Genomic DNA, 21,349 nt, shown 5'->3' with positions numbered 1-21,349 from the left:
GAGAAATTCATGCAATACGGTATTTGTTCATTGAGTATAGTTCCCGTAAGAAATGCCGCGGAAGAATCTGCCGCAATGATTACCCAGCTTTTATTTGGAGAGCACTTTAAAATATTGGAATCCAGAAAACACTGGTCTAAAATAAGAGTAGCTTTTGACCGATGTGAAGGTTGGATCCCTAATCGGCAAATGGGATTTATTACCAAAGAGGAGTATCAGGAAATTCATGGGGAAACCAATAAAAAATATGCCGCGGATCTAATATCCTATGTCACGGACAAAAATTCTTTTTTGACCCCGATACCTTTGGGATCATGCCTAAGTACGTCCAAAAAATTATCCGTGGAGCATGAAGGGAGTATGGCGAATGCGAAAGGCGAAAGAGCGGACATCATTAAAACAGCATTACTTTATTTAAATGCCCCGGAACTTTATGGCGGAAAAACACCTTTTGGCATTGACACCAGTGGTTTTACACAAATGGCCTATAAAATAAACGGATATTCCCTTTTAAGAACGGCAGAAGAGCAATCTACCCAGGGAGCGGCACTTAGCTTTGTAGAGGAAAGCGAAGCAGGCGATCTTGCCTTTTTTGATAATCCCAATGGAATTATAGATCATGTAGGCATCATTATGGATAATAATTATATCGTTCATGTTAATGGAAAGGTTCGAATAGACCGTTTGGACCATACGGGAATATTCAATAATGACCTAAGGAATTATACTCACAAACTTCGGGTCATCAAAAAAATCATATAAAAAAACCCCATTTGACCCTTAATATGAAAACACTTTTATACGCAATAAAAAATCCCGTGAAGCTAGCTTCACGGGATCAATCTAAATTTATTTAAATCGGTCAACCTATTTTAGGACGACTCAATGTATTTTCAAGGGTTATTCCCCTAGTAGTTTTTTCATTCTCATAAAATTTTCGTTATCCCCCATTGCACCATAGATGTTTTTGAGTTGGGTTAAAACACTTTGATTATCCGGATTTGTTTTTAAAGCCGCTTCCAAAATTTCCGCTCCCTCTTTGAACAAATTGTCTTTCATGGCCTTCAACTCATCATATCTTGCGATATCCTTTTTTGAATTTCCCAAAGTGTTCATTTCATCAATAAGGCTGTTACCCTCATTGACATAGGTGGTAGAAAGATTCAAATAGGCATTCGTATAACTAGGGTTAATTTCGAGTGCCTTCTTATAAGACGCCCTTGCTTCTTCCAGATTTCCTTGTTCCATATTGATCACTCCTACATTGTAATATAGATCCGGATTGTCCGGAGCTACGGCAATAGCTTCGGACATAAGTGATTTGAACCTATCCTTATCACCTAATTTAAAATAAAGATTTGCTTCGTTCAAAATAAGGTTAACATCTTCGGGATCGTTTGCCCTTGCTGCCTTATATGCCTCTAAAGCTTTATCATCTTGCCCTAACTGCGTATAGATCAATGCGGTATTTTTTACGATTTCCGCTTTTTTGGACGGGGTCTTTTCATCGATCGGATCCTTATAGGTACCGGACTTTACCATAAGATCTCTTTGCGTCTTATCCATTTCCTCTACCTCTCCGGAAGCAACGTTGGTCGCTTTAAATACAGTACCACTACCATCATATCCCACGGCCTTTAATTCATCATAATAATTTAGGGCCTCTTCATAATGTCCTCCATTAACAGCACTACTGGCAGCATAGTATAGGTAAATGGTATCCTTTGGAGAAATGGTGTAGCCCATATATAGTTTTTCCGCCGCTTCCTTAAATTTTTTATTACCATTATCCGTTACGGCCGAGTTTATTAAGTCTGCCGTCAGGGAAGAAATATATTGATCGGTATCTGCGGAATATTTTGACTTCCCGCTTTTCTTCTCTAGTTCCAATACTTTCTGAAAGGAACTTACCGATGCTTCAAAGGCACTATTGTCGCCTTTTTTTGCCAAATCGTTATAAATCTGACCCCTTACAAAATAATATTGTGCCTGTAACTTTACATCGGCTCCCAAAATGGATTCTGAAGCTGCTTCCAATGTTGTTTTTGCAGAAGTGGCATCTCCTGCCTTAAGTGCTTTTTGGGCTGCTTTGATTTCGTTTTTTTGAGCAAAACTTATCATTGTGAAGGATAAAGCCGCCAATATTAAAACTTTAGTTTTCATCTTAAAATGTATATTAATTATTAGTGTTTATTGTTTTGATTCTTCGCTATCACTTTTATCAATTCCCGTGCCATCTTCATCCGTATTCACTTCAATATCCATTAAGGTACCCTCATCCAAGTCATCCTCGTCCTTCATGACCTTGGCTACGGCCGCAATGGAATCATTGCCTTTTATATTGATGAGCTTGACCCCCTGAGTGGCCCTTCCCATTATCCGAAGATCTTCCACGCTCATTCGGATAGCGATACCCGATTTGTTGATAATCATTAAATCATCGGAATCAGTAACGTTCTTGATAGCTACTAGATTTCCGGTCTTTTCGGTAATACTGATGGTCTTTACCCCTTTACCTCCCCTATTCGTAATACGGTAGTCTTCAATACTGGAACGTTTTCCATAGCCATTCTCGGATACCACCAAGAGTTCATCTTCAAAATTATGCACGGATACCATTCCGATAACCTCGTCCGCATCACTGGTCAATGTAATTCCCCGGACCCCCGAAGCATTTCTGCCCATAGGCCTGGTTTTGCTTTCTTCAAAACGAATGGCTTTACCAGATTTTAAGCCCAAGAAAATTTGACTTGTACCTGTCGTTAATTTCGCTTCCAACAGTTCATCGTTATCACGGATGGTAATCGCATTGATCCCATTTTGCCGAGGTCTGGAGTACTGCTCCAAGGATGTTTTCTTGACGGTTCCTTTTTTGGTCGCCATAATCACATAATGGCTGTTCACATAATCTTCGTCCTTTAAATCTTGAGTGCAGATAAAGGCCTTCACCATATCATCCTGTTCTATATTTATAAGGTTTTGGATAGCCCTTCCCTTAGAAGTCCTGCTTCCTTCCGGAATTTCAAAAACACGCATCCAAAAACATTTTCCCTTCTGGGTAAAAAACAGCATATATTGGTGATTGGTGCCTACAAATAAATGTTCTAGAAAATCTTCATTTCGGGTAGAGGATGCCTTTTGGCCAACACCGCCCCTATTTTGGGTCTTGTATTCGGTCAGCGGTGTTCTTTTGATATAACCCGCACGTGAGATCGTAATGACCACTTGCTCGTTGGGTATCATATCTTCCATACTCAAATCACCGCCGGCAAAATTGATTTCGGAACGGCGCCCGTCCCCATATTTATTTTTTACTTCAAGAAGTTCTTCTTTTATAATATTCATCCTCCGCTCCTTCTTCTCCAAGATGTCCTTTAGGTCGGCAATGGTCTTAATGATTTCATCATATTCGGACCGCAGCTTGTCCTGCTCAAGACCGGTAAGCTGGCGCAAACGCATCTCGACTATTGCCTTCGCCTGAATTTCGGTCAACTTAAAGCGATCCATCAAATTCTGTCTGGCCTCATCGGCATTGGAAGATCCCCTTATGATCGCTATGACCTCATCAATATTATCGGAAGCAATAATGAGCCCTTCCAAAATATGGGCCCGGTCTTCGGCTTTCTTTAATTCAAATTTGGTACGCCTCACGACAACTTCATGCCTGTGTTCCACAAAATAATGGATCATCTCCTTAATGTTCAGGAGTTGCGGCCTGCCATCTACCAGGGCAATATTATTAACACTAAACGAGGATTGTAATGCCGTGTATTTGTATAGGGTATTGAGAACGATATTTGGAATGGCGTCTCTTTTAAGGATATACACCACCCGCATCCCCTTACGATCAGATTCATCCCTTATTGTGGAAATTCCCTCTATTTTCTTATCGTTGATCAGGTCGGCCGTTTTCTTGATCATATCGGCCTTATTGATCTGATAGGGTATTTCCGTTACTATAATACACTCCCTACCTTGAACCTCTTCAAAAGTAGCCTTTGCCCGCATGACAATCCTGCCCCTACCCGTATGAAAAGCCTCTTTTACACCATCGTAACCATAAATAATACCTCCGGTAGGAAAATCCGGTGCTTTTATATGCGTAATGAGTTCGTCTATCTCAATATCATTATTATCAATATAGGCAACGGTACCATCTACCACTTCCGAAAGATTGTGAGGAGGCATATTGGTCGCCATACCCACTGCTATTCCTGAAGCTCCATTGACCAATAAATTAGGGACCCTGGTAGGCAATACCGTTGGTTCCTGTAGGGAATCGTCAAAATTCAATTGGTGATCCACGGTATCCTTATCGATATCCGCCAACATATCATCGGCAATCTTGCGCATACGTGCTTCGGTATAACGCATTGCTGCAGGACTGTCCCCATCTATAGAACCAAAGTTACCCTGACCATCTATCAACATATACCTTAAACTCCATTCCTGGGCCATCCGGACCATGGTGTCATAGACCGATGTATCTCCATGTGGATGGTATTTACCTAAAACCTCCCCTACGATACGTGCGGATTTCTTATGCGCACTGCTACTTCTAACACCTAGTTCGTGCATTCCAAAAAGTACACGTCTGTGAACAGGTTTCAAACCATCCCTGACATCTGGGAGCGCTCGTGACACAATGACCGACATTGAATAATCAATGTAGGCAGATTTCATCTCCTCTTCAATATTAATAGGAATCAACTTTTCTCCTTCAGCCATCTTAAAATCTTAATGTTTTTTTATTAGTAAAAAAGCATGCCAATATACGTAAAATCGCAGCCTTCAAAGAATTTCACAAATCATTTATTCAATAATTTATCAACACTTTCAACCCTTTTGTTAGTTAATAATTATACGTTCAAATACTTTGAAAAGGTTTACTTTTTTCGTCATTTAGAACAACTTTAACGAATATAGGTACGGTATTTGCCTAGGATTAAAGGAGATTTAGTAATTTTATAGTTGATATTATAGTTTATGGATGATAATTTTTCACCGAGGGTCAAAGATGTAATTGCCTATAGCAAGGAAGAAGCGTTGCGCCTTGGCCATGATTTTATTGGCACGGAACATTTGATGTTGGGCCTACTCCGAGATGGCAGCGGAAAAGCTATTAGTATATTGGATGCCTTACAGGTAGATTTGGACCACCTTCGCAGAAAAGTGGAAATACTAAGTCCATCCAATCCCAATGCCAGCGGCGTTCAAAAGGATAAAAAGAATTTACATCTTACCAGGCAGGCGGAAAGAGCTTTAAAAACTACATTTTTAGAAGCGAAGCTTTTCCAAAGTTCCTCTATTAACACTGCACATTTATTACTTTGTATTCTAAGAAATGAGAACGATCCCACCACGAAACTTTTGCATAAGCTTCAAGTAGATTATGATGGTGTAAAGGAGCAGTTTAAATTTATGATAACGAGCGATGACGATATTGTGGACGGTCCTACCTCAGAATCGTTCCCCAGTGATTCCGATGATGGCACGGAGGGAAAGGAAAGTACATTTGGTGCCACCTCCGGTCCAAAGGGCACAAAAAAATCAAAGACACCGGTCTTGGATAATTTTGGCAGGGATCTGACCAATCTTGCCGAAGAGAACAAATTAGATCCCGTAGTAGGAAGGGAAAAGGAAATAGAAAGGGTGTCACAGATTCTGAGCAGGAGAAAAAAGAACAACCCTCTACTCATTGGCGAACCTGGTGTGGGTAAAAGTGCCATAGCGGAAGGCTTGGCCCTAAGAATTATCAATAAAAAGGTATCGCGTATACTTTATAATAAAAGGGTCGTTACCTTGGATCTGGCCTCTCTTGTTGCCGGCACAAAATATCGTGGGCAATTTGAAGAACGTATGAAGGCCGTAATGAACGAGCTTGAAAAGAATGATGACGTAATTCTTTTTATTGACGAAATACACACCATAGTAGGAGCCGGGGGAGCAACAGGGAGTTTGGATGCCTCAAACATGTTCAAACCCGCTTTGGCCCGGGGCGAAATCCAATGCATCGGAGCGACCACATTGGATGAATATCGGCAATACATAGAAAAGGATGGGGCTTTGGAAAGAAGGTTCCAAAAAGTAATTGTGGAACCTACCAGTGTTGATGAGACCATAGAAATCTTACACAACATCAAAAGTAAATACGAAGATCATCATAACGTAAGTTACACGGAAGAAGCCATAGAGGCCTGTGTTAAATTGACCAATCGTTACATGACCGATAGATTTCTTCCGGACAAGGCCATTGATGCCCTGGATGAAGCCGGTTCCCGTGTCCATATCGTTAACATGGATGTTCCCAAACAAATTTTGGAACTTGAGAAGAAATTGGAAGATGTTCGCGAGCTTAAGAATACCGTGGTCAAAAAGCAGAAATACGAAGAAGCCGCAAAACTCAGGGACGATGAGAAAAGCCTTGAAAAGGAATTGGCCATTGCCCAAGAACGTTGGGAGGACGAAAGCAAACTGAATAGGGAAATCGTTACCGAGGACAATGTGGCCGATGTAGTTTCCATGATGAGCGGTATTCCGGTCAACCGAATTGCCCAAACGGAAAGCAACAAACTGGCGGAACTTCCAAACCTGATCAAATCCAATGTTATTGGACAGGACGAGGCTGTTGCAAAAGTATCTAAAGCCATACAACGTAACAGAGCGGGGCTTAAAGATCCCAATAAACCCATTGGTTCCTTTATCTTTTTAGGTCAGACGGGTGTAGGTAAGACCCAATTGGCCAAAGTAATGGCCAAAGAACTGTTCGACTCCGAAGATGCGCTTATACGTATTGATATGAGCGAATATATGGAGAAGTTCGCCATATCCCGATTGGTAGGTGCGCCTCCCGGATACGTTGGTTATGAAGAAGGTGGGCAATTGACCGAAAAAGTACGGAGAAAACCTTATTCCGTAATTCTTCTGGATGAAGTGGAAAAAGCACATCCGGATGTCTTTAATATGTTACTCCAGGTATTGGACGATGGTTATTTGACCGATAGCCTCGGCAGGAAAATCGATTTTAGAAATACCATTATTATAATGACTTCCAACATTGGCGCACGCCAATTGAAAGATTTCGGACAAGGTGTCGGTTTTGGTACCTCGGCCAAAAAAGCACAGGAAGATTCGCACCAGAAAGGAGTCATAGAAAATGCACTGAAAAAAGCCTTTGCCCCGGAGTTTTTAAATAGGATCGATGATGTTATCGTATTCAATGCACTAGATAGGGAACATATCCACGAAATCATTGATATTGAACTCGCCAAACTGTACAAAAGGATAAAGGATATAGGTTATGACCTTAATCTCACCGAGGCTGCAAAGGATTATATTGCGGAGAAAGGTTTTGACAAGCAGTATGGGGCCAGACCTTTAAAAAGGGCCATTCAAAAATATATAGAGGATGCCCTGGCGGAAGAAATCGTAAATTCCAAACTGGAAGAAGGCGATAGTATCTTTATGGATTTGAACAAAAAGAACGAAGAATTGACCATAAAAATCAAAAAAGCGGAGAAATCCCCAAAAACAGATTAGAATTATTTAAGAATACCTGATAAAAAGGAGTTCTATTACGGACTCCTTTTTTAGTACAATATATCCCGCTCCGTAAGAATTAAAATACATATCTTCCCTGTCATTTACGGTATGAACGATATTTGAGCCTTTAATCTAATATTTTATCGGATAAGCACCACTTACCGCTACTTTCGTTCCAGACACTGTAATACACTTAAAATGAGCGTTGGATCTGCGAAGAAAAAAGTAATCGTTCGGGAATACGAATTGGAAATTGGAAAAATTCAGGTTTTTGATAATTATATGGTTTCGATTTTTGATGAAGGGGCCACCCTTACTTTGGAAAGGGCCTATCAGATAATCGGAATTTCTGAAATCCACTTTAGGGACAAAAATTTTGGTTTTATAAGTCTTCGTAAAAATTCCTATGCCATTGATCCCACAATCTATAATTACCTGAAAGAACTTGAAAACTTAAAGGCCTTTGCTATTGTATCCGTTAAGGAAATAGATATGCACAACTTCAAGATCGAAAAGTTATTCTATAAAAAGCCCATGAAATTTTTTATTGAATACGATAACGCCTTAAAATGGGTAAAACGCAGGGTCAAGGCCAAAAAAGTCAAGTAACGAGAAGGAATATCGCCATATCATAATTTATCCTTCCGTGGCTTCAGAAACCTCAGGTTGCGCCTCTTCCGGCACCTTGAACAAATCCAAGTACGCCTTGCCGATACCTTCAATAATATCGGAAGCGATAAGTGCTTGATATCCGGTATTTTCTATTTGTATATCCCCGGCCCGGCCATGGAGGTACACTCCAAACAGGGATGCCTCAAGAGCCCCATACCCTTGGGCGAGCAATCCGGTGATCATCCCGGCCAGAACGTCCCCGCTTCCGGCATTCGCCATTCCGGGATTACCTGTAGCGTTCACATAACCTTTCCCTTGATAAACGATAATGGTATGCGCTCCTTTTATTAGGAGTACACAATCGTATTTTTTTGAAAAGGACTTCACTTTGATCAGTTTATCAAAATCATCTTTCCATGTACCGATCAAACGTTCCAATTCTTTGGGGTGCGGTGTCAATATCGTCCCTGAAGGCAAAAGGTCCAATAATTCTTTATGAACAGCAAGCATATTTAACCCATCGGCATCGATCACTAACGGGGAATCATTGGATTTTAAATAAGATCCAAACGCATTCAGGGCGGTTTCGTCCGTCCCCATACCCATGCCCATGCCAACCGAAGTCGGCAAAATATCATACGTTATCCCAGAAATGGTTTCTCCCCCATTGGTCAGCACCATAACTTCCGGTAATGAGGCCTGGATCGCCTGATAACCACATTTGGGGATATAAGCCGTAACCAATCCGCTCCCTACCCTCAATGCAGCTTTTGATGCCAATTGTACCGCCCCGATCTTTCCATAGCTTCCCCCTATAATCAATGAATGTCCATAAACACCTTTATGGGAAAATTTTTGCCTTGGCCTATAAAGAGGTAAAACCTCATTTTTTCCGATCAATTCATATTCGGTTTCGGTGGTCATTAAAAATTCAGTGTCCAGTCCTATATCCAAAACTTCCCATTGTTCAATAAAATCAGCTGTTTCCGGTAAAAAGAATACCAATTTAGGGGTTTGAAAACTAAGTACATAATTGGATTTCACGACCGCATCCCTATTTTCCGGTACTTTATCCGTAAAAAGTCCCGAAGGTATATCCACGGAGAGGATAAATGCCTTTGAAGCATGCAAATGGCTCATTAATTGCACTACCCAATCCGCCGGTGTCCTATTTAAGCCAATACCAAAAATACCATCTACAATGATATCGTCTTTTCCGATCTCTGGAAAATCGCAATCGGAATCTAAAAAAGTAGGCCAAATTTTTCTGTCTTTTAACCGATCAAGGTTTAAAAGAAAATCCTTGGAACGTTTTTCACTATAATTTACCACATAGACCGCTATGTGATACCCGTGTTCTTGTAGGTGTCTGGCCAATGCAATACCATCTCCGCCATTATTTCCGATACCGCAGAACAAATGAATCTTTACGGGAGCGCCCTGCATTCGCAAATGCATCCAGTTAAAAATCTGCACGGCAGACCTTTCCATAAGTTCATCACTAGATATTCCTTGTTTTTCAATTGTGAATTTATCAGCGGAATAGATTTGTGCTGCAGTAAAAAGTTTCATTCTTCCGTTTTTTTTGGCAAAAAATAAGGATTCCGCAAAAATCTGTGGAATCATTTGATTAACATACCAAATGTACTACTTTTGACGTTCAACAATTACAATGGACTGCACAAGTACGGACATAAAATTTGTTTTTTCTTCGGTAAACCGCACTATTGGTTTTTCTACAACAGGTATTACCCTTAGGGGTTAAAAATCCATATACCTCCGTTTTCGTGTTCAAAGCACCGTTAATTTCCTATAAGTCAATATTATATAATACACATGAAAGTCTTAAAGTTTGGTGGTTCATCCGTAGCCGATCCTGAAAATATAAATCGCATAAAAGGTATTGTTTCCGAATATGATGATAAAATAATCGTAGTCGTTTCCGCATTTGGAGGGATTACGGATGCTTTATTGCATGCAGGAAATTTGGCTTCGACCAAGAACGAGGATTACAAGACCATTTTAAAAAAAATCGAGGACAGACATCTCGATACCGTTAAGGAACTGATTCCGGTCTCCCATCAAAGCAAAGTCTTGAGCAAGGTAAAAAGTGACCTGAATGCTTTGGAGACACTTTTGGAAGGTGCTTTTTTCATTGGTGAAATTACCGATAGACTATCCGATAAAATAGTGAGCTATGGGGAGCTTCTGTCTTCTTATATTATAAGTGAATATTTTCAAAATGAAGATTTGGACTGTATCTTTAAGGATAGCCGGGAGCTTATAAAGACACAGCTCTTCAATGGAAAACAAAGCGTTGATTTCTCGACTACCAATGCCAATTGTTCCTCTTATTTTGGTTCACAGAACCATCAAATCATAGTTACACCGGGGTTTGTGGCCATGGGCAATGATGGTGAGCCTACAACACTGGGACGGGGCGGATCGGATTATACCGCGGCCATTTACGCAGCTGCCATTAATGCTGAAATCTTAGAGATATGGACGGATGTAAGTGGAATGTACACGGCCAACCCCAAAATGGTAAAACAGGCGAAGGCCATTGCCCATATATCTTATGAAGAAGCCATGGAACTTTCGCACTTTGGGGCCAAAGTCCTATATCCACCCACCATACAACCCGTATTGGCCAAAGGAATTTCCATCGTTATCAAAAATACGTTCAGCCCCAACGAAGCGGGTACTTTGATTACAAAATCACAAAATGACCGGGGAAAAACGGTAAGGGGAATCAGTCATATCGGGAATATAGCCCTATTATCTTTGGAAGGACCGGGAATGGTAGGTATACCAGGGATATCCAAACGTTTTTTCGAGGTGCTTTCCCAGGCCAATATCAGTGTGGTTCTCATTACCCAGGCTTCTTCGGAACATTCGATCTGTGTGGGGCTTTCTATAGATGATATCGAGAAGGCCATTGCAGTGGTAAATGAAAATTTTGCCTATGAAATTGAGCGGGGGAAAATCAATAAAGTAAAACCCGAGGATAAATTGGCCATTGTTGCCCTGGTGGGCGACAATATGAAAAGCCATCAAGGATTGAGCGGAAAAATGTTCAGTACCCTCGGCAAGAACAATGTAAACATCAGGGTGATAGCCCAAGGGGCATCCGAGCGAAACATTTCCTGTGTCATTGACGAAAAAGACGTTAAAAAAGCATTGAACGCCCTGCACGAGGAATTTTTTGAGGAAAACATCAAGCAGTTGAACCTCTTCGTAATGGGTGTAGGTAACGTAGGTTCCAAGTTTCTGAACCAGATCAAACAACAAAAAAAATACCTGAAAGAAAATTTAAAGCTGAACATCAGGGTCATTGGAATTTCCAATTCAAGGAACATGCATTTTAATGAGAAGGGCATTGACCTAAAGATATGGGAAGATTTGCTCACCCGGGGAGAGAAGGCCAACAAGGAAAAGTTTTTACAATATGTAAACGAACTCAACTTACGGAACAGTGTTTTTGTAGATAATACGGCAAGCGAGGAAGTGGCCTCTACCTACAAACATTATTTGGGCAATAGTATTTCCGTGGTAACTTGTAATAAAATTGCCTGTTCTTCCCAGTTCGAAAACTACGCAGATCTAAAATCATTGGCCAGGGAATATAATGCGCCTTTCCTTTTTGAAACAAATGTTGGTGCGGGACTGCCCATTATGGACACCCTAAAACATCTTATCGCTTCCGGTGATAAAATCCTCAAGATACAGGCCGTATTATCCGGAAGTTTAAACTTTGTTTTCAATAATTTTAATGACAGTACCACTTTTCATGATGTGGTAAAACAGGCACAGGAAGAAGGTTATACGGAGCCAGATCCAAAAATTGACCTGAGTGGAATCGATGTCATGCGAAAAATTCTGATATTGGCCCGGGAAAGCGGACACCTTCTTGAAATAGACGATATAACCAATACCTCTTTTTTGCCCGATGAAAGTTTGGAGACCAAAAACAATGAGGATTTCTTTGCATCGTTAAAAAAATACGAATCGGATTTTCAAAAATTATATTCGGCTGCGGCTGCAAAGGAAAGCAAACTAAAATATGTAGCACAATTTGAAAACGGGGAGGCAAGCGTAGGATTGCAGCAAATCCCAAAGGGTCATGATTTTTACAATCTTGAGGGGAGCGATAACATTGTTTTGTTCTATACGGAACGTTATCCAAATCAACCCATGATCATTAAAGGTGCGGGTGCAGGTGCAGATGTAACGGCATCGGGTATCTTTGCGGATATCATTAGAATAGGAAATTTCTAGACCATGCCCCTAAATTCCTATCCCGAGAAGGAATGGGGACTATAACCATTAAAAATGAAAAATAGTCAAATAAAAATATTCTGTCCGGCTACCATTGCCAATATTTCCTGTGGTTTTGACGTGTTAGGTGTGGCCTTGGATAGCGTTGGAGATGAAATGATCGTAAAAAAGGTACCGCAAAAAGGTATTTTCATCACTAAAATAACGGGGCAAAACCTTCCTTTGGAAACTTCAAAAAATGTTGCAGGAGTTGCAGGAACGGCTTTATTGAAAGCCTCCGATTATACGGGTGGGTTCGAAATCGAAATCCATAAACACATAAAACCCGGTAGTGGTATCGGGAGCAGTGCCGCAAGTTCTGCCGGGGCCGTATGGGCCATGAACCACTTGTTGGGAAATCCTTTTAATACTACGGAACTGGTACAGTTTGCCATGGAAGGCGAACGATTGGCCAGCGAAGTGGCACATGCAGATAATGTAGCCCCTGCCCTATTTGGCGGGTTTACCCTCGTAAGAAGTTATGCTCCCTTGGATATTATTGACATTCCCTCGCCATCGGAATTATTCGCGACCATTATCCACCCCCAAATCGAAGTGAAGACTTCAGATTCCAGAAAAATCCTGAAAACCAAAATTTCTATGGCAACCGGAATAAAACAATGGGGAAACGTTGGCGGATTGATCGCCGGCCTTTTTAAAGAGGATTATGACCTCATCGGAAGGTCCTTGGTAGATCATATCGTAGAACCAATACGCTCTATATTGATCCCGGGTTTTGAAGGCGTAAAAAAAGCATCTTTGGATGCGGGTGCCCTAGGGTGTGGGATTTCGGGTTCGGGCCCCTCTATTTTCACCTTTAGCAAAGGTCGTGAAACGGCGTATAAAGTTGGTGAGGCCATGAAAGGAGTATACCAAAAAATTGGAATCGATTACGATGTTCACGTGTCGAAAATCAACATTAAAGGAATTAAGGAAATACGAAAAAGGACAGAGGACAGATGACCGAAGATGGGAATATGGAAGATGGGAACACTGAAAGGAGTAACTAAAATCTTTGAAAAATGTACAAGTTTAAATTTGAAAAACTTATTATTTGGCAGAAAGCCATGGATTTTGGCGAAATCATTGACCAAATAGCATTAAGTTTTCCTGAAAGAGAAAAATTCAATATGGCTTCACAAATTCGTAGAGCAAGCGATTCAATTGCTTTAAATATTTCAGAGGGCTCTATTGGTCAATCAAATCCAGAACAAGTAAAATTCATAGGATATTCAATTCGCCTGTTGGCCGAAGTGATAACCTGCTTGTTTAAAACAAAAAGAAGACAGTACATTACTGAAACAAAATTTGTCGAATTATATAATGAAGCATCATCTCATGAATTATGATGTGCGCTTTTAGAAAAAACATTAAATAACCACTCGTATCGTCATCGGTCTTCCGTCATCGATCAATTTTATCAATCAATGAACTTTTATAGCCTAAACAATAAAGCACCCAATGTATCTTTTAAAGAGGCCGTAATCAATGGAATAGCACCGGATAAAGGTCTGTATTTCCCAGAACGTATTACTGCGCTTCCCGCTTCTTTTTTTGAACGAATCCAGGATCTGTCCGATCAGGAAATTGCCTATACCGCCATTTTACAGTTTGTTGATGGCGAAATCCCTAATGTCATATTAAAAGAAATCTTAAAGGAGGTCCTGGATTTTGAATTTCCGGTAATACCCATCGAAAAAAATGTGGGGACATTGGAGTTGTTTCACGGTCCTACCATGGCATTTAAGGACGTGGGGGCAAGATTCATGGCCCAATGTTTGGGATACTTTTCCAGGGAGTCCAAAGAAGAAATAACCGTTTTGGTAGCCACATCCGGTGATACGGGCGGTGCCGTGGCCAATGGTTTTTTGGGTGTGGACGGCGTAAACGTGGTCATACTATATCCTAGCGGGAAAGTAAGCGACATTCAGGAAAGACAGTTGACCACATTGGGTCAGAACATAAGAGCTTTAGAAGTCAATGGTACTTTTGATGATTGCCAGGCTATGGTCAAGACCGCTTTCTTGGATGAAGACCTTTTGGCACAATTAAAACTCACGTCTGCCAATTCTATCAATGTAGCCCGGTGGCTGCCCCAATTGTTTTATTTTTTGTTCGCCTATAAGCAGGCCAAAAAGGAAAATAAGGAAATTGTATTCTCCGTACCATCTGGCAACTTTGGAAATATTTGCGCTGGAATGGTAGCACAAAGACTGGGCATGCCGGTAAAACATTTTGTAGCGGCAACCAATGTCAATGATACCGTTCCTAAGTTTATGGCTACCCAAAACTACGATCCAAAACCTTCCACGGCTACCATTTCCAATGCCATGGATGTGGGCGATCCCAGTAATTTTGTCCGTATCCGGCACCTATATCAAGACAATTTTGAAGCGTTAAAGCACAATTTATCCTCCTTCTCTTTTACCGATACCGAAACGAAAAAAGCCATTTTGGAAATTTACCAAAATAGCGGTTACATGGCCGATCCCCATGGAGCGGTAGGTTATTTGGGGCTTAAAAAATACCAGGCCGTATACCCCGATACATATGGTATATTTCTAGAGACGGCGCATCCCGTAAAATTTTTGGATATCGTGGAAGATACCATTTCCATAAAATTGGAAATTCCCGCACAGATTCAAAAAGTGATGGACAAAGAAAAGGAATCGGTCAAAATAGAAACATATCAAGAGCTAAAGGGCTTTCTTTTGGTATAGATAGATCGCATTGTTTTACCGGGGCCATTCCAAATATTCCTAAAATTCAAAATCTACACATCGATATATTTTCAATAGCTTTGCACATCTAAAAAAAGCTAAGATGAAAAATACCGCCCTGACCGAAACCCACAAAAGCCTTGGTGCCAAAATGGTGCCTTTTGCCGGTTATATTATGCCCGTTTCCTATGAAGGGGTAAATATAGAGCATGAGACCGTTAGAAACGGTGTCGGGGTTTTTGATGTATCCCATATGGGCGAGTTTTTGATCAGTGGACCAACGGCTCTGGGCCTGATACAGAAAGTAACATCCAACGATGCCTCCAAATTGACGGTCGGAAAAGCGCAGTACAGCTGTATGCCCAATGAAACGGGGGGAATTGTTGACGACCTTATTGTCTATAGAATAAAAGAAGAGCAATACCTTTTAGTGGTAAATGCCTCCAACATACAAAAGGACTGGGATCATATTTCAAAATACAACGGCGAATTTAATGCCGAAATGAGAAACCTTTCCGATGATTATTCCCTGCTGGCCATTCAAGGTCCTAAAGCCGTGGAAGCCATGCAATCCTTAACATCAATTGATTTATCGACCATTAAATTCTACAATTTTGAAGTAGCGGATTTTGCGGAAATCGAGCATGTGATCATTTCTGCCACTGGGTATACCGGTTCGGGCGGATTTGAAATATATTGCAAGAATAGCGAGGCAAAACAGGTTTGGGACAACGTTTTTAAGGCCGGTGCGGATTTTGGGATAAAACCCATTGGCCTGGCGGCCCGTGATACCCTACGTCTGGAAATGGGTTATTGTCTGTACGGTAATGATATAAGCGATACCACCTCCCCTTTTGAAGCAGGACTGGGATGGATTACCAAATTCACAAAGGATTTTGTGAACAGCGAAGCCCTGGCCAAAGAAAAGGCACAGGGTCCCAAACGCAAACTAATAGCCTTTGAACTGGATGAACGTGGCATTCCACGCCATGATTATGATATTGTTGACGAACAGGGAAAAAAGATGGGAATCGTTACTTCGGGAACCATGTCCCCTTCTTTGGGCAAAGGGATAGGTCTGGGATATGTACCCCCTATTTTCGCTAAGGCAGGAAGTAAGATCCATATTCAAATCCGTAAAAGTACGGTTCCGGCCACTGTAATAAAACTACCGTTTTACAAGGGTTAAAATCTATTAGTGCAGTTAGGTGTTGGAAGGGGAGCGAAAAAAAATATTGATCTTAGGGGGTAGCGGATTTTTAGGAAACGCCATATACAAAGAGCTGTACAATTATTATGACACCTATGGAACTTACTATAGTTCCCGAAAAACCTATGGAAACAACAAGCAATTTTTTAAATATGATATGACTGTCGACGATATCTTTCAAATTCTGGATATCGTAAAACCAAATATTATCATTTCTGCCCTGCGAGGTAATTTTGCGGCACAAATAATAGCACATCGGCATATCATGGAATATTTGGACGAAAAGGATGCACGATTATATTTTTTGTCTTCTGCCAATGTTTTCGATGCCTATAGCAAATACCCTTCCTATGAGAATGACAAGACCCTATCCGAAAGTGTTTACGGACGTTTAAAAATCAAAATCGAAAATATGCTTTTAAGATTGCCCAAAAGCAAAATGGGAATTTTAAGGGTGCCCATGATTTTTGGAAATAGTTCACCGAGGGTCAGGGAAATGAAAAATCTGATCTTGGAGAATGAACCGGTGGAAGTTTTTCCAAACTTGATCATGAACGTTACGAACGATGATAAGTTAACCCAACAAATTCATTACCTTATCAACAGGAACAAAACGGGTATTTTTCATTTAGGGAGTACGGATTTGGTACATCATGAGGATTTTATAAAAGAGGTATTGGAGCGTGTGGGTAATTTTAATCCCATATTAAAAAGGGTTTACACTACAAATGCGGATAGATATCTGGCGGTTTTACCAAAATCGAATAAATTGCCTAAAAATTTACGTTTCACGTATCAGGATATTATTGACCATCACGTGTTAAACTAATCATATAATGCTAAAATTATAAACTATGGAAAGATTCACCGAGCAGCAGATACAGGATTACCTGGGTCAGTTAGAAGGTTGGGAATATGTGGACGGCGCAATAGAGACCACTTTTGAGTTCAAGGATTTTAAGGAAGCTTTTTCCGTAATGACCCGTATTGCATTTGAATGCGAGGCACAAGGGCACCATCCGGATTGGAGCAATGTGTACAAAACATTGAATATTCGTTTAAACACCCATGATGCCGATGGTGTAACGGAAAAAGATTTTGCTCTGGCCCGAAGTATAGAGGATATTATTGAAAGTGCATAATGTTTTTATAGGGTTGGGCACACTAATAGAAACAGTCATTTTCAAGCCTTGTTTACAGGAACTTTTTCCTAAATTTACCCTCATTTAATTCAGAAAACAGCATGGGAAGAGCTTTTGAGTTTAGAAAAGCAAGAAAAATGAAACGATGGGCGGCAATGTCCAAGGCGTTTACCAGAATCGGAAAAGATATCGTCATGGCCGTCAAGGAAGGGGGAGCGGATCCCGACTCCAATGCCCGGTTACGAGCGGTTATCCAAAATGCCAAAGCGGTGAACATGCCCAAGGACAATGTTGAACGTGCCATTAAAAGGGCCAGCGATAAAAGTTTAGGGGATTATAAGGAAGTTCTTTTTGAGGGCTACGCACCTCACGGCATTGCTATTTTAGTGGAGACCGCTACGGACAACAACACAAGAACGGTTGCTAATATCCGTAGCTATTTTAATAAGTGCAACGGTAGTTTGGGTACTTCGGGCTCCGTAGAGTTCATGTTTGACCATACCTGTAATTTTAGGATCGGGGCGGAAGGAATAGAGCCTGAAGAACTGGAACTGGAAATGATCGATTTTGGTGCCGAAGAGGTCTTTGTAGATGATGACGGTATTTTAATCTATGCACCCTTTGAAAGTTTTGGTGCCATTCAAAAAGAGCTGGAAAACAGGGAAATCGAAATCCTTTCCTCAGGTTTTGAGCGAATACCGCAGGTGACCAAAACGTTAAATGAGGAAGCGGCGGCCGATGTTGAAAAACTATTGGAAAAAATTGAAGAGGACGATGATGTGCAGAACGTGTACCATACGATGCAGGAATAAACCCAGAAAAACTTCCTCTTTAAAAATTCACATGTTAATTAATAGCTAGCTATTCAGTATCAAAATATCTGTATTTAAGCATTCCAAAATAATTTTCTAATTGATTATCTTTATCTACCTTCAGAGGTTCAAAAATATGCTCTACACCACCATTTTTATTTAGTATGAAGAAAAATGGTGAAAAATTATCCAAATTTAGACCAAGTGTATTTTCTTTTACACCGTAAAATCTAATATTACTTTTGAACTCTTTTAGATAGGTTCTTAATTCCCTTATCCTTTTCAAGGGAACTAAAATTAATATTTTACTACTGCCGATATCCTCTGAAAACGACATAAGTTTTTCTATTGTTTCATCATAACAAATAGAACAAACATTTTCTGATATACGGTATATAAGAATATGATTCTTGGGAAATAATCGATTAAAATCAATCTTTTCGTTATTTCCAGATTGAAGTTTTGCTTTTGAACTTACTTTTTTGCCATTATACATTAGTGAATTTTCAAATGCATGTTTTTCATTTTTCAAGTTATTCCTATTAAGGTCATTTAAAAAATTATACTTTTCTTCTAAAACAGAAAGTTCGTTTTTTAAATTGTTTGACTGTTTCTTATATCTAATATTAGTGTATAGATTAATTACAATCAAAAATGTTATTATAGTGATAATATAATATTTCATAACCTATTTTTTCTTTATCTCACCAATTAACAATATTGGATTATCTGCATTATTTAATCCATCATAAACCTCTATCAAAGAAACATTTTTCTTCTTAAAACTTTCCCAAGTCTGATTGTCCATTTTTGATTTCAATTTTTCCATATCCTCTATGAAATCGTATGGTTCTATAATAGAATAGTATTTATTGTCAGAAACGGCTTTGGGTAAATTTCCAAAATTTGCATTAAAACTTAAATTTGGATTAAAAAAATCATTTACGAATTGATTTACAACCATAGTCCTCTTCGATTCTTTAAAATAATATATATGATAAATTTCTTTCTTATACATAAATCCAAACGTTATAGCTCTTTCCGATTCAAAAAAACCAATGACTCTAAATGCATAGTCAGTCTTTTTTAAACTTTCTAAAAAAACCATAATATTCTCATAAGTTTTACTTAAATATTCGTCAGGAACTTTACTTTCGCCAAAATCAATATAGTACTTTGGCTCCAGGTGGTTTAGGGCATTTATATTGTAAATCGTATCGTTGAAACTGTAAAGAAATAAAGTTTCATTTTTGAGTTTTTGAAAATTATTTAAATCTCCTAAATGCAAAAACTTGGCTTCGTTTTTTTTAATCGGTATAAATTTTGATGTAATTTCACCATCTTCAGTTAATAGATTCAAACGATTTTTACTTTTTTCATTATACCAACCAGAACCAATATAAACTGCATATTTATCATCTTTTAATTTTGTAAAAGAGTAAGCATCTAAATCTGTCTTTATTTCCTTAATAAAGTTCCCTAATTTATCATAGATGTTAATTTTTTTACTTTTACTATCATAAATAGAAAAAGTATTTTCTTCAGTATCAAAAAAATAATCAGATAGATTTATATATTCGCCAGGCCCTTTGCCTCTAAAATCAAATTTATCTAAGAAATCACCATTTTCATTAAATATAAATAAGCCATTATCCGCCTGTATAACGTAATTTCCATCATGAACCTCTAATTTGTCTATTTGGCCCATAATTTGATTATCTGAACTAGATTCCAATTTAAGCAATTCTATATTCTCATATAAGCTCGATATAGCTACAGTTGTTGCGTTTTTGGGATTTACATATATTGATTCTATATTTAATTCTTTTGGAATTTTATTAGATTTAGAATTCTTTTTACAACTTATAATAATCAATATTAAAACAATCAATAGTGATTTTATTTTCATATAATTAATCTTTTATTTAAATATTATTGTTTTATTTTATGTCAAGAAATACAAAAAAGAACGTTACAATCAGTAGATATCCAAGAATATTTTAATACCCTAGATTTTTTTGGTAAAAAAATCTTAAAAACTGCTTAAGGCATAAAACCTCAAGCAGTTGTAAAAAGCACAATTTATCATTGACAACTACTACATTTTGCTCCAGCCGCACAACTGGATGAATCAGAATCTTTACAACAATATATTGTTCCACTTGCATTTGAACATAAAGGACCTTTAAAGCTTCCCCCATCTTCAGCAGAAGATGTATTCATTGCTAATAAACTTGAAAAACTAATATCTCCCGTGTCAATATTGTTTTGGTCGATATTAAATAACATCACCATTACAAATAGGGCGGCCCCTATTAATCCTATTATTTTTTTCATAATATTATATTTTAAGATGTTTATTCATTTAATTTTACATTACTTTTTTGCAAAGGTCTTCAGAGAGACACTACCTTTACGAAATGCCATATTCTACTACCATCCATGGATAGATATCGTTAAAAAACTTCCCCTGGTGTACTTATATCTTCACATAGGCATCGGTTTTATTGTTACCATTTCATTTCTATGTATTGACCATTAGATCTTTGATATACAATAGTTTTGCAGAACCTAACATGGCATATCCAAATCCAGGTAATTACTGGACAGGATATTTACATTTCATAAAACTAAAAAATGCATTTGAGTAGAATAGTACGGTTTCCCTCATTCTTTTTACGGGAAACCGCATTTAACATTTTTAGGAAGGGCTACAGGGTGATTTTCAGTTAGGTAATATGGTTATCTATTGTTAATATTTCTTATACAACATGACTGAAAAATTATAAAATCAATTATAGAAAATGAGCAGTATCTATAAACATAATAAAGAAACATTAGTCAAACATATTCTGAAAACTGGAGATAAATATAACCCGTTGTGCATTTTGATTGAGATATAAAAAGTTGTGCAAACTGCTCAATGGCAGTAAATTGTAATAACGACAAAACAATTAAGATGCACAACTTTGATGAAATTTACGAAAGAATACT

General features: G+C 38.9%; 17 protein-coding genes. 11 read left to right on the top strand and 6 right to left on the bottom strand.

Features of this window, described 5'->3' with window-relative positions; genetic code table 11:
- Positions 1 to 9 precede the first annotated feature (9 nt).
- Complete coding sequence (locus ACKWB9_RS15185) at positions 10 to 762, top strand: C40 family peptidase (protein ID WP_414003867.1); 753 nt, start codon at positions 10 to 12, stop codon at positions 760 to 762.
- A 138-nt stretch (positions 763 to 900) separates the two neighbouring features.
- Here ACKWB9_RS15185 and ACKWB9_RS15180 read toward each other — a convergent pair whose 3' ends face one another.
- Together ACKWB9_RS15180 and gyrA are read right to left on the bottom strand one after the other, a co-directional pair.
- A complete protein-coding gene (locus tag ACKWB9_RS15180; protein WP_414003866.1) occupies positions 901 to 2,163 on the bottom strand; it encodes a tetratricopeptide repeat protein in 1,263 nt (420 codons plus the stop codon).
- Positions 2,164 to 2,190: 27 nt separating this feature from the next.
- Positions 2,191 to 4,728 carry a DNA gyrase subunit A gene (gyrA, locus tag ACKWB9_RS15175; protein WP_414003865.1) on the bottom strand — a complete coding sequence of 846 codons (2,538 nt, stop codon included), beginning with the start codon at positions 4,726 to 4,728 and terminating at the stop codon, positions 2,191 to 2,193.
- Positions 4,729 to 4,986: 258 nt separating this feature from the next.
- On the opposite strand from gyrA, the gene ACKWB9_RS15170 reads away from it, so the two are divergent.
- Positions 4,987 to 7,539, top strand: coding sequence for an ATP-dependent Clp protease ATP-binding subunit (locus tag ACKWB9_RS15170; protein ID WP_414003864.1), 2,553 nt, complete (start codon positions 4,987 to 4,989; stop codon positions 7,537 to 7,539).
- 201 nt (positions 7,540 to 7,740) lie between these two features.
- The gene (locus ACKWB9_RS15165) at positions 7,741 to 8,151 is read left to right on the top strand and encodes an STAS/SEC14 domain-containing protein (protein ID WP_414003863.1); all 411 of its coding nucleotides are present in this window, start codon (positions 7,741 to 7,743) and stop codon (positions 8,149 to 8,151) included.
- 27 nt (positions 8,152 to 8,178) lie between these two features.
- Here the strand turns inward: ACKWB9_RS15165 and ACKWB9_RS15160 are convergent, their stop codons facing one another.
- Complete coding sequence (locus ACKWB9_RS15160; RefSeq protein WP_414003862.1) at positions 8,179 to 9,726, bottom strand: NAD(P)H-hydrate dehydratase; 1,548 nt, start codon at positions 9,724 to 9,726, stop codon at positions 8,179 to 8,181.
- 264 nt (positions 9,727 to 9,990) lie between these two features.
- On the opposite strand from ACKWB9_RS15160, the gene thrA reads away from it, so the two are divergent.
- The 8 genes from thrA to ACKWB9_RS15120 all read left to right on the top strand — a co-directional run bounded on the left by thrA (position 9,991) and on the right by ACKWB9_RS15120 (position 18,355).
- Positions 9,991 to 12,432, top strand: a complete 2,442-nt coding sequence (gene thrA / locus ACKWB9_RS15155; RefSeq protein ID WP_414003861.1) for a bifunctional aspartate kinase/homoserine dehydrogenase I — start codon at positions 9,991 to 9,993, stop codon at positions 12,430 to 12,432.
- Between the two features lie 54 nt (positions 12,433 to 12,486).
- Positions 12,487 to 13,434 (top strand): homoserine kinase, encoded by a 948-nt coding sequence (locus ACKWB9_RS15150; RefSeq protein ID WP_414003860.1) that lies wholly within the window; start codon positions 12,487 to 12,489, stop codon positions 13,432 to 13,434.
- A 59-nt stretch (positions 13,435 to 13,493) separates the two neighbouring features.
- Positions 13,494 to 13,820, top strand: a complete 327-nt coding sequence (locus tag ACKWB9_RS15145; protein ID WP_414003859.1) for a four helix bundle protein — start codon at positions 13,494 to 13,496, stop codon at positions 13,818 to 13,820.
- 78 nt (positions 13,821 to 13,898) lie between these two features.
- Complete coding sequence (thrC, locus tag ACKWB9_RS15140) at positions 13,899 to 15,191, top strand: threonine synthase (RefSeq protein ID WP_414003858.1); 1,293 nt, start codon at positions 13,899 to 13,901, stop codon at positions 15,189 to 15,191.
- A gap of 103 nt (positions 15,192 to 15,294) precedes the next feature.
- Complete coding sequence (gcvT, locus tag ACKWB9_RS15135; protein WP_414003857.1) at positions 15,295 to 16,380, top strand: glycine cleavage system aminomethyltransferase GcvT; 1,086 nt, start codon at positions 15,295 to 15,297, stop codon at positions 16,378 to 16,380.
- Positions 16,381 to 16,402: 22 nt separating this feature from the next.
- On the top strand, positions 16,403 to 17,230 hold the full coding sequence (locus tag ACKWB9_RS15130; RefSeq protein WP_414003856.1) for a sugar nucleotide-binding protein: 828 nt from the start codon (positions 16,403 to 16,405) through the stop codon (positions 17,228 to 17,230).
- 25 nt (positions 17,231 to 17,255) lie between these two features.
- Positions 17,256 to 17,543 carry a 4a-hydroxytetrahydrobiopterin dehydratase gene (locus ACKWB9_RS15125; RefSeq protein ID WP_414003855.1) on the top strand — a complete coding sequence of 96 codons (288 nt, stop codon included), beginning with the start codon at positions 17,256 to 17,258 and terminating at the stop codon, positions 17,541 to 17,543.
- Positions 17,544 to 17,644: 101 nt separating this feature from the next.
- Positions 17,645 to 18,355 carry a YebC/PmpR family DNA-binding transcriptional regulator gene (locus ACKWB9_RS15120; RefSeq protein WP_414003854.1) on the top strand — a complete coding sequence of 237 codons (711 nt, stop codon included), beginning with the start codon at positions 17,645 to 17,647 and terminating at the stop codon, positions 18,353 to 18,355.
- A gap of 49 nt (positions 18,356 to 18,404) precedes the next feature.
- Here ACKWB9_RS15120 and ACKWB9_RS15115 read toward each other — a convergent pair whose 3' ends face one another.
- From ACKWB9_RS15115 to ACKWB9_RS15105, 3 genes are all read right to left on the bottom strand, one after another.
- A complete protein-coding gene (locus ACKWB9_RS15115; RefSeq protein WP_414003853.1) occupies positions 18,405 to 19,040 on the bottom strand; it encodes a hypothetical protein in 636 nt (211 codons plus the stop codon).
- A 3-nt stretch (positions 19,041 to 19,043) separates the two neighbouring features.
- Positions 19,044 to 20,264 carry a 6-bladed beta-propeller gene (locus ACKWB9_RS15110; RefSeq protein ID WP_414003852.1) on the bottom strand — a complete coding sequence of 407 codons (1,221 nt, stop codon included), beginning with the start codon at positions 20,262 to 20,264 and terminating at the stop codon, positions 19,044 to 19,046.
- A 176-nt stretch (positions 20,265 to 20,440) separates the two neighbouring features.
- Positions 20,441 to 20,692 carry a hypothetical protein gene (locus tag ACKWB9_RS15105; RefSeq protein ID WP_414003851.1) on the bottom strand — a complete coding sequence of 84 codons (252 nt, stop codon included), beginning with the start codon at positions 20,690 to 20,692 and terminating at the stop codon, positions 20,441 to 20,443.
- Positions 20,693 to 21,349: the final 657 nt, after the last annotated feature.

This window comes from Maribacter spongiae (assembly GCF_047345125.1).
In the GTDB taxonomy this organism is placed as follows: domain Bacteria; phylum Bacteroidota; class Bacteroidia; order Flavobacteriales; family Flavobacteriaceae; genus Maribacter.
This window is presented reverse-complemented; position numbering and strand designations above follow the sequence as displayed.

Excerpts from the sequence above, each read along its gene's own strand:
- ACKWB9_RS15160 (WP_414003862.1), bottom strand. The coding sequence starts at position 9,726 with ATGAAACTTTTTACTGCAGCACAAATCTATTCCGCTGATAAATTCACA.
- thrA (WP_414003861.1), top strand. The coding sequence starts at position 9,991 with ATGAAAGTCTTAAAGTTTGGTGGTTCATCCGTAGCCGATCCTGAAAAT.
- ACKWB9_RS15110 (WP_414003852.1), bottom strand. The coding sequence starts at position 20,264 with ATGAAAATAAAATCACTATTGATTGTTTTAATATTGATTATTATAAGT.
- ACKWB9_RS15180 (WP_414003866.1), bottom strand. The coding sequence starts at position 2,163 with ATGAAAACTAAAGTTTTAATATTGGCGGCTTTATCCTTCACAATGATA.
- gcvT (WP_414003857.1), top strand. The coding sequence starts at position 15,295 with ATGAAAAATACCGCCCTGACCGAAACCCACAAAAGCCTTGGTGCCAAA.
- ACKWB9_RS15165 (WP_414003863.1), top strand. The coding sequence starts at position 7,741 with ATGAGCGTTGGATCTGCGAAGAAAAAAGTAATCGTTCGGGAATACGAA.
- gyrA (WP_414003865.1), bottom strand. The coding sequence starts at position 4,728 with ATGGCTGAAGGAGAAAAGTTGATTCCTATTAATATTGAAGAGGAGATG.
- ACKWB9_RS15115 (WP_414003853.1), bottom strand. The coding sequence starts at position 19,040 with ATGAAATATTATATTATCACTATAATAACATTTTTGATTGTAATTAAT.
- ACKWB9_RS15170 (WP_414003864.1), top strand. The coding sequence starts at position 4,987 with ATGGATGATAATTTTTCACCGAGGGTCAAAGATGTAATTGCCTATAGC.
- thrC (WP_414003858.1), top strand. The coding sequence starts at position 13,899 with ATGAACTTTTATAGCCTAAACAATAAAGCACCCAATGTATCTTTTAAA.
- ACKWB9_RS15185 (WP_414003867.1), top strand. The coding sequence starts at position 10 with ATGCAATACGGTATTTGTTCATTGAGTATAGTTCCCGTAAGAAATGCC.
- ACKWB9_RS15120 (WP_414003854.1), top strand. The coding sequence starts at position 17,645 with ATGGGAAGAGCTTTTGAGTTTAGAAAAGCAAGAAAAATGAAACGATGG.
- ACKWB9_RS15125 (WP_414003855.1), top strand. The coding sequence starts at position 17,256 with ATGGAAAGATTCACCGAGCAGCAGATACAGGATTACCTGGGTCAGTTA.
- ACKWB9_RS15105 (WP_414003851.1), bottom strand. The coding sequence starts at position 20,692 with ATGAAAAAAATAATAGGATTAATAGGGGCCGCCCTATTTGTAATGGTG.
- ACKWB9_RS15145 (WP_414003859.1), top strand. The coding sequence starts at position 13,494 with ATGTACAAGTTTAAATTTGAAAAACTTATTATTTGGCAGAAAGCCATG.
- ACKWB9_RS15150 (WP_414003860.1), top strand. The coding sequence starts at position 12,487 with ATGAAAAATAGTCAAATAAAAATATTCTGTCCGGCTACCATTGCCAAT.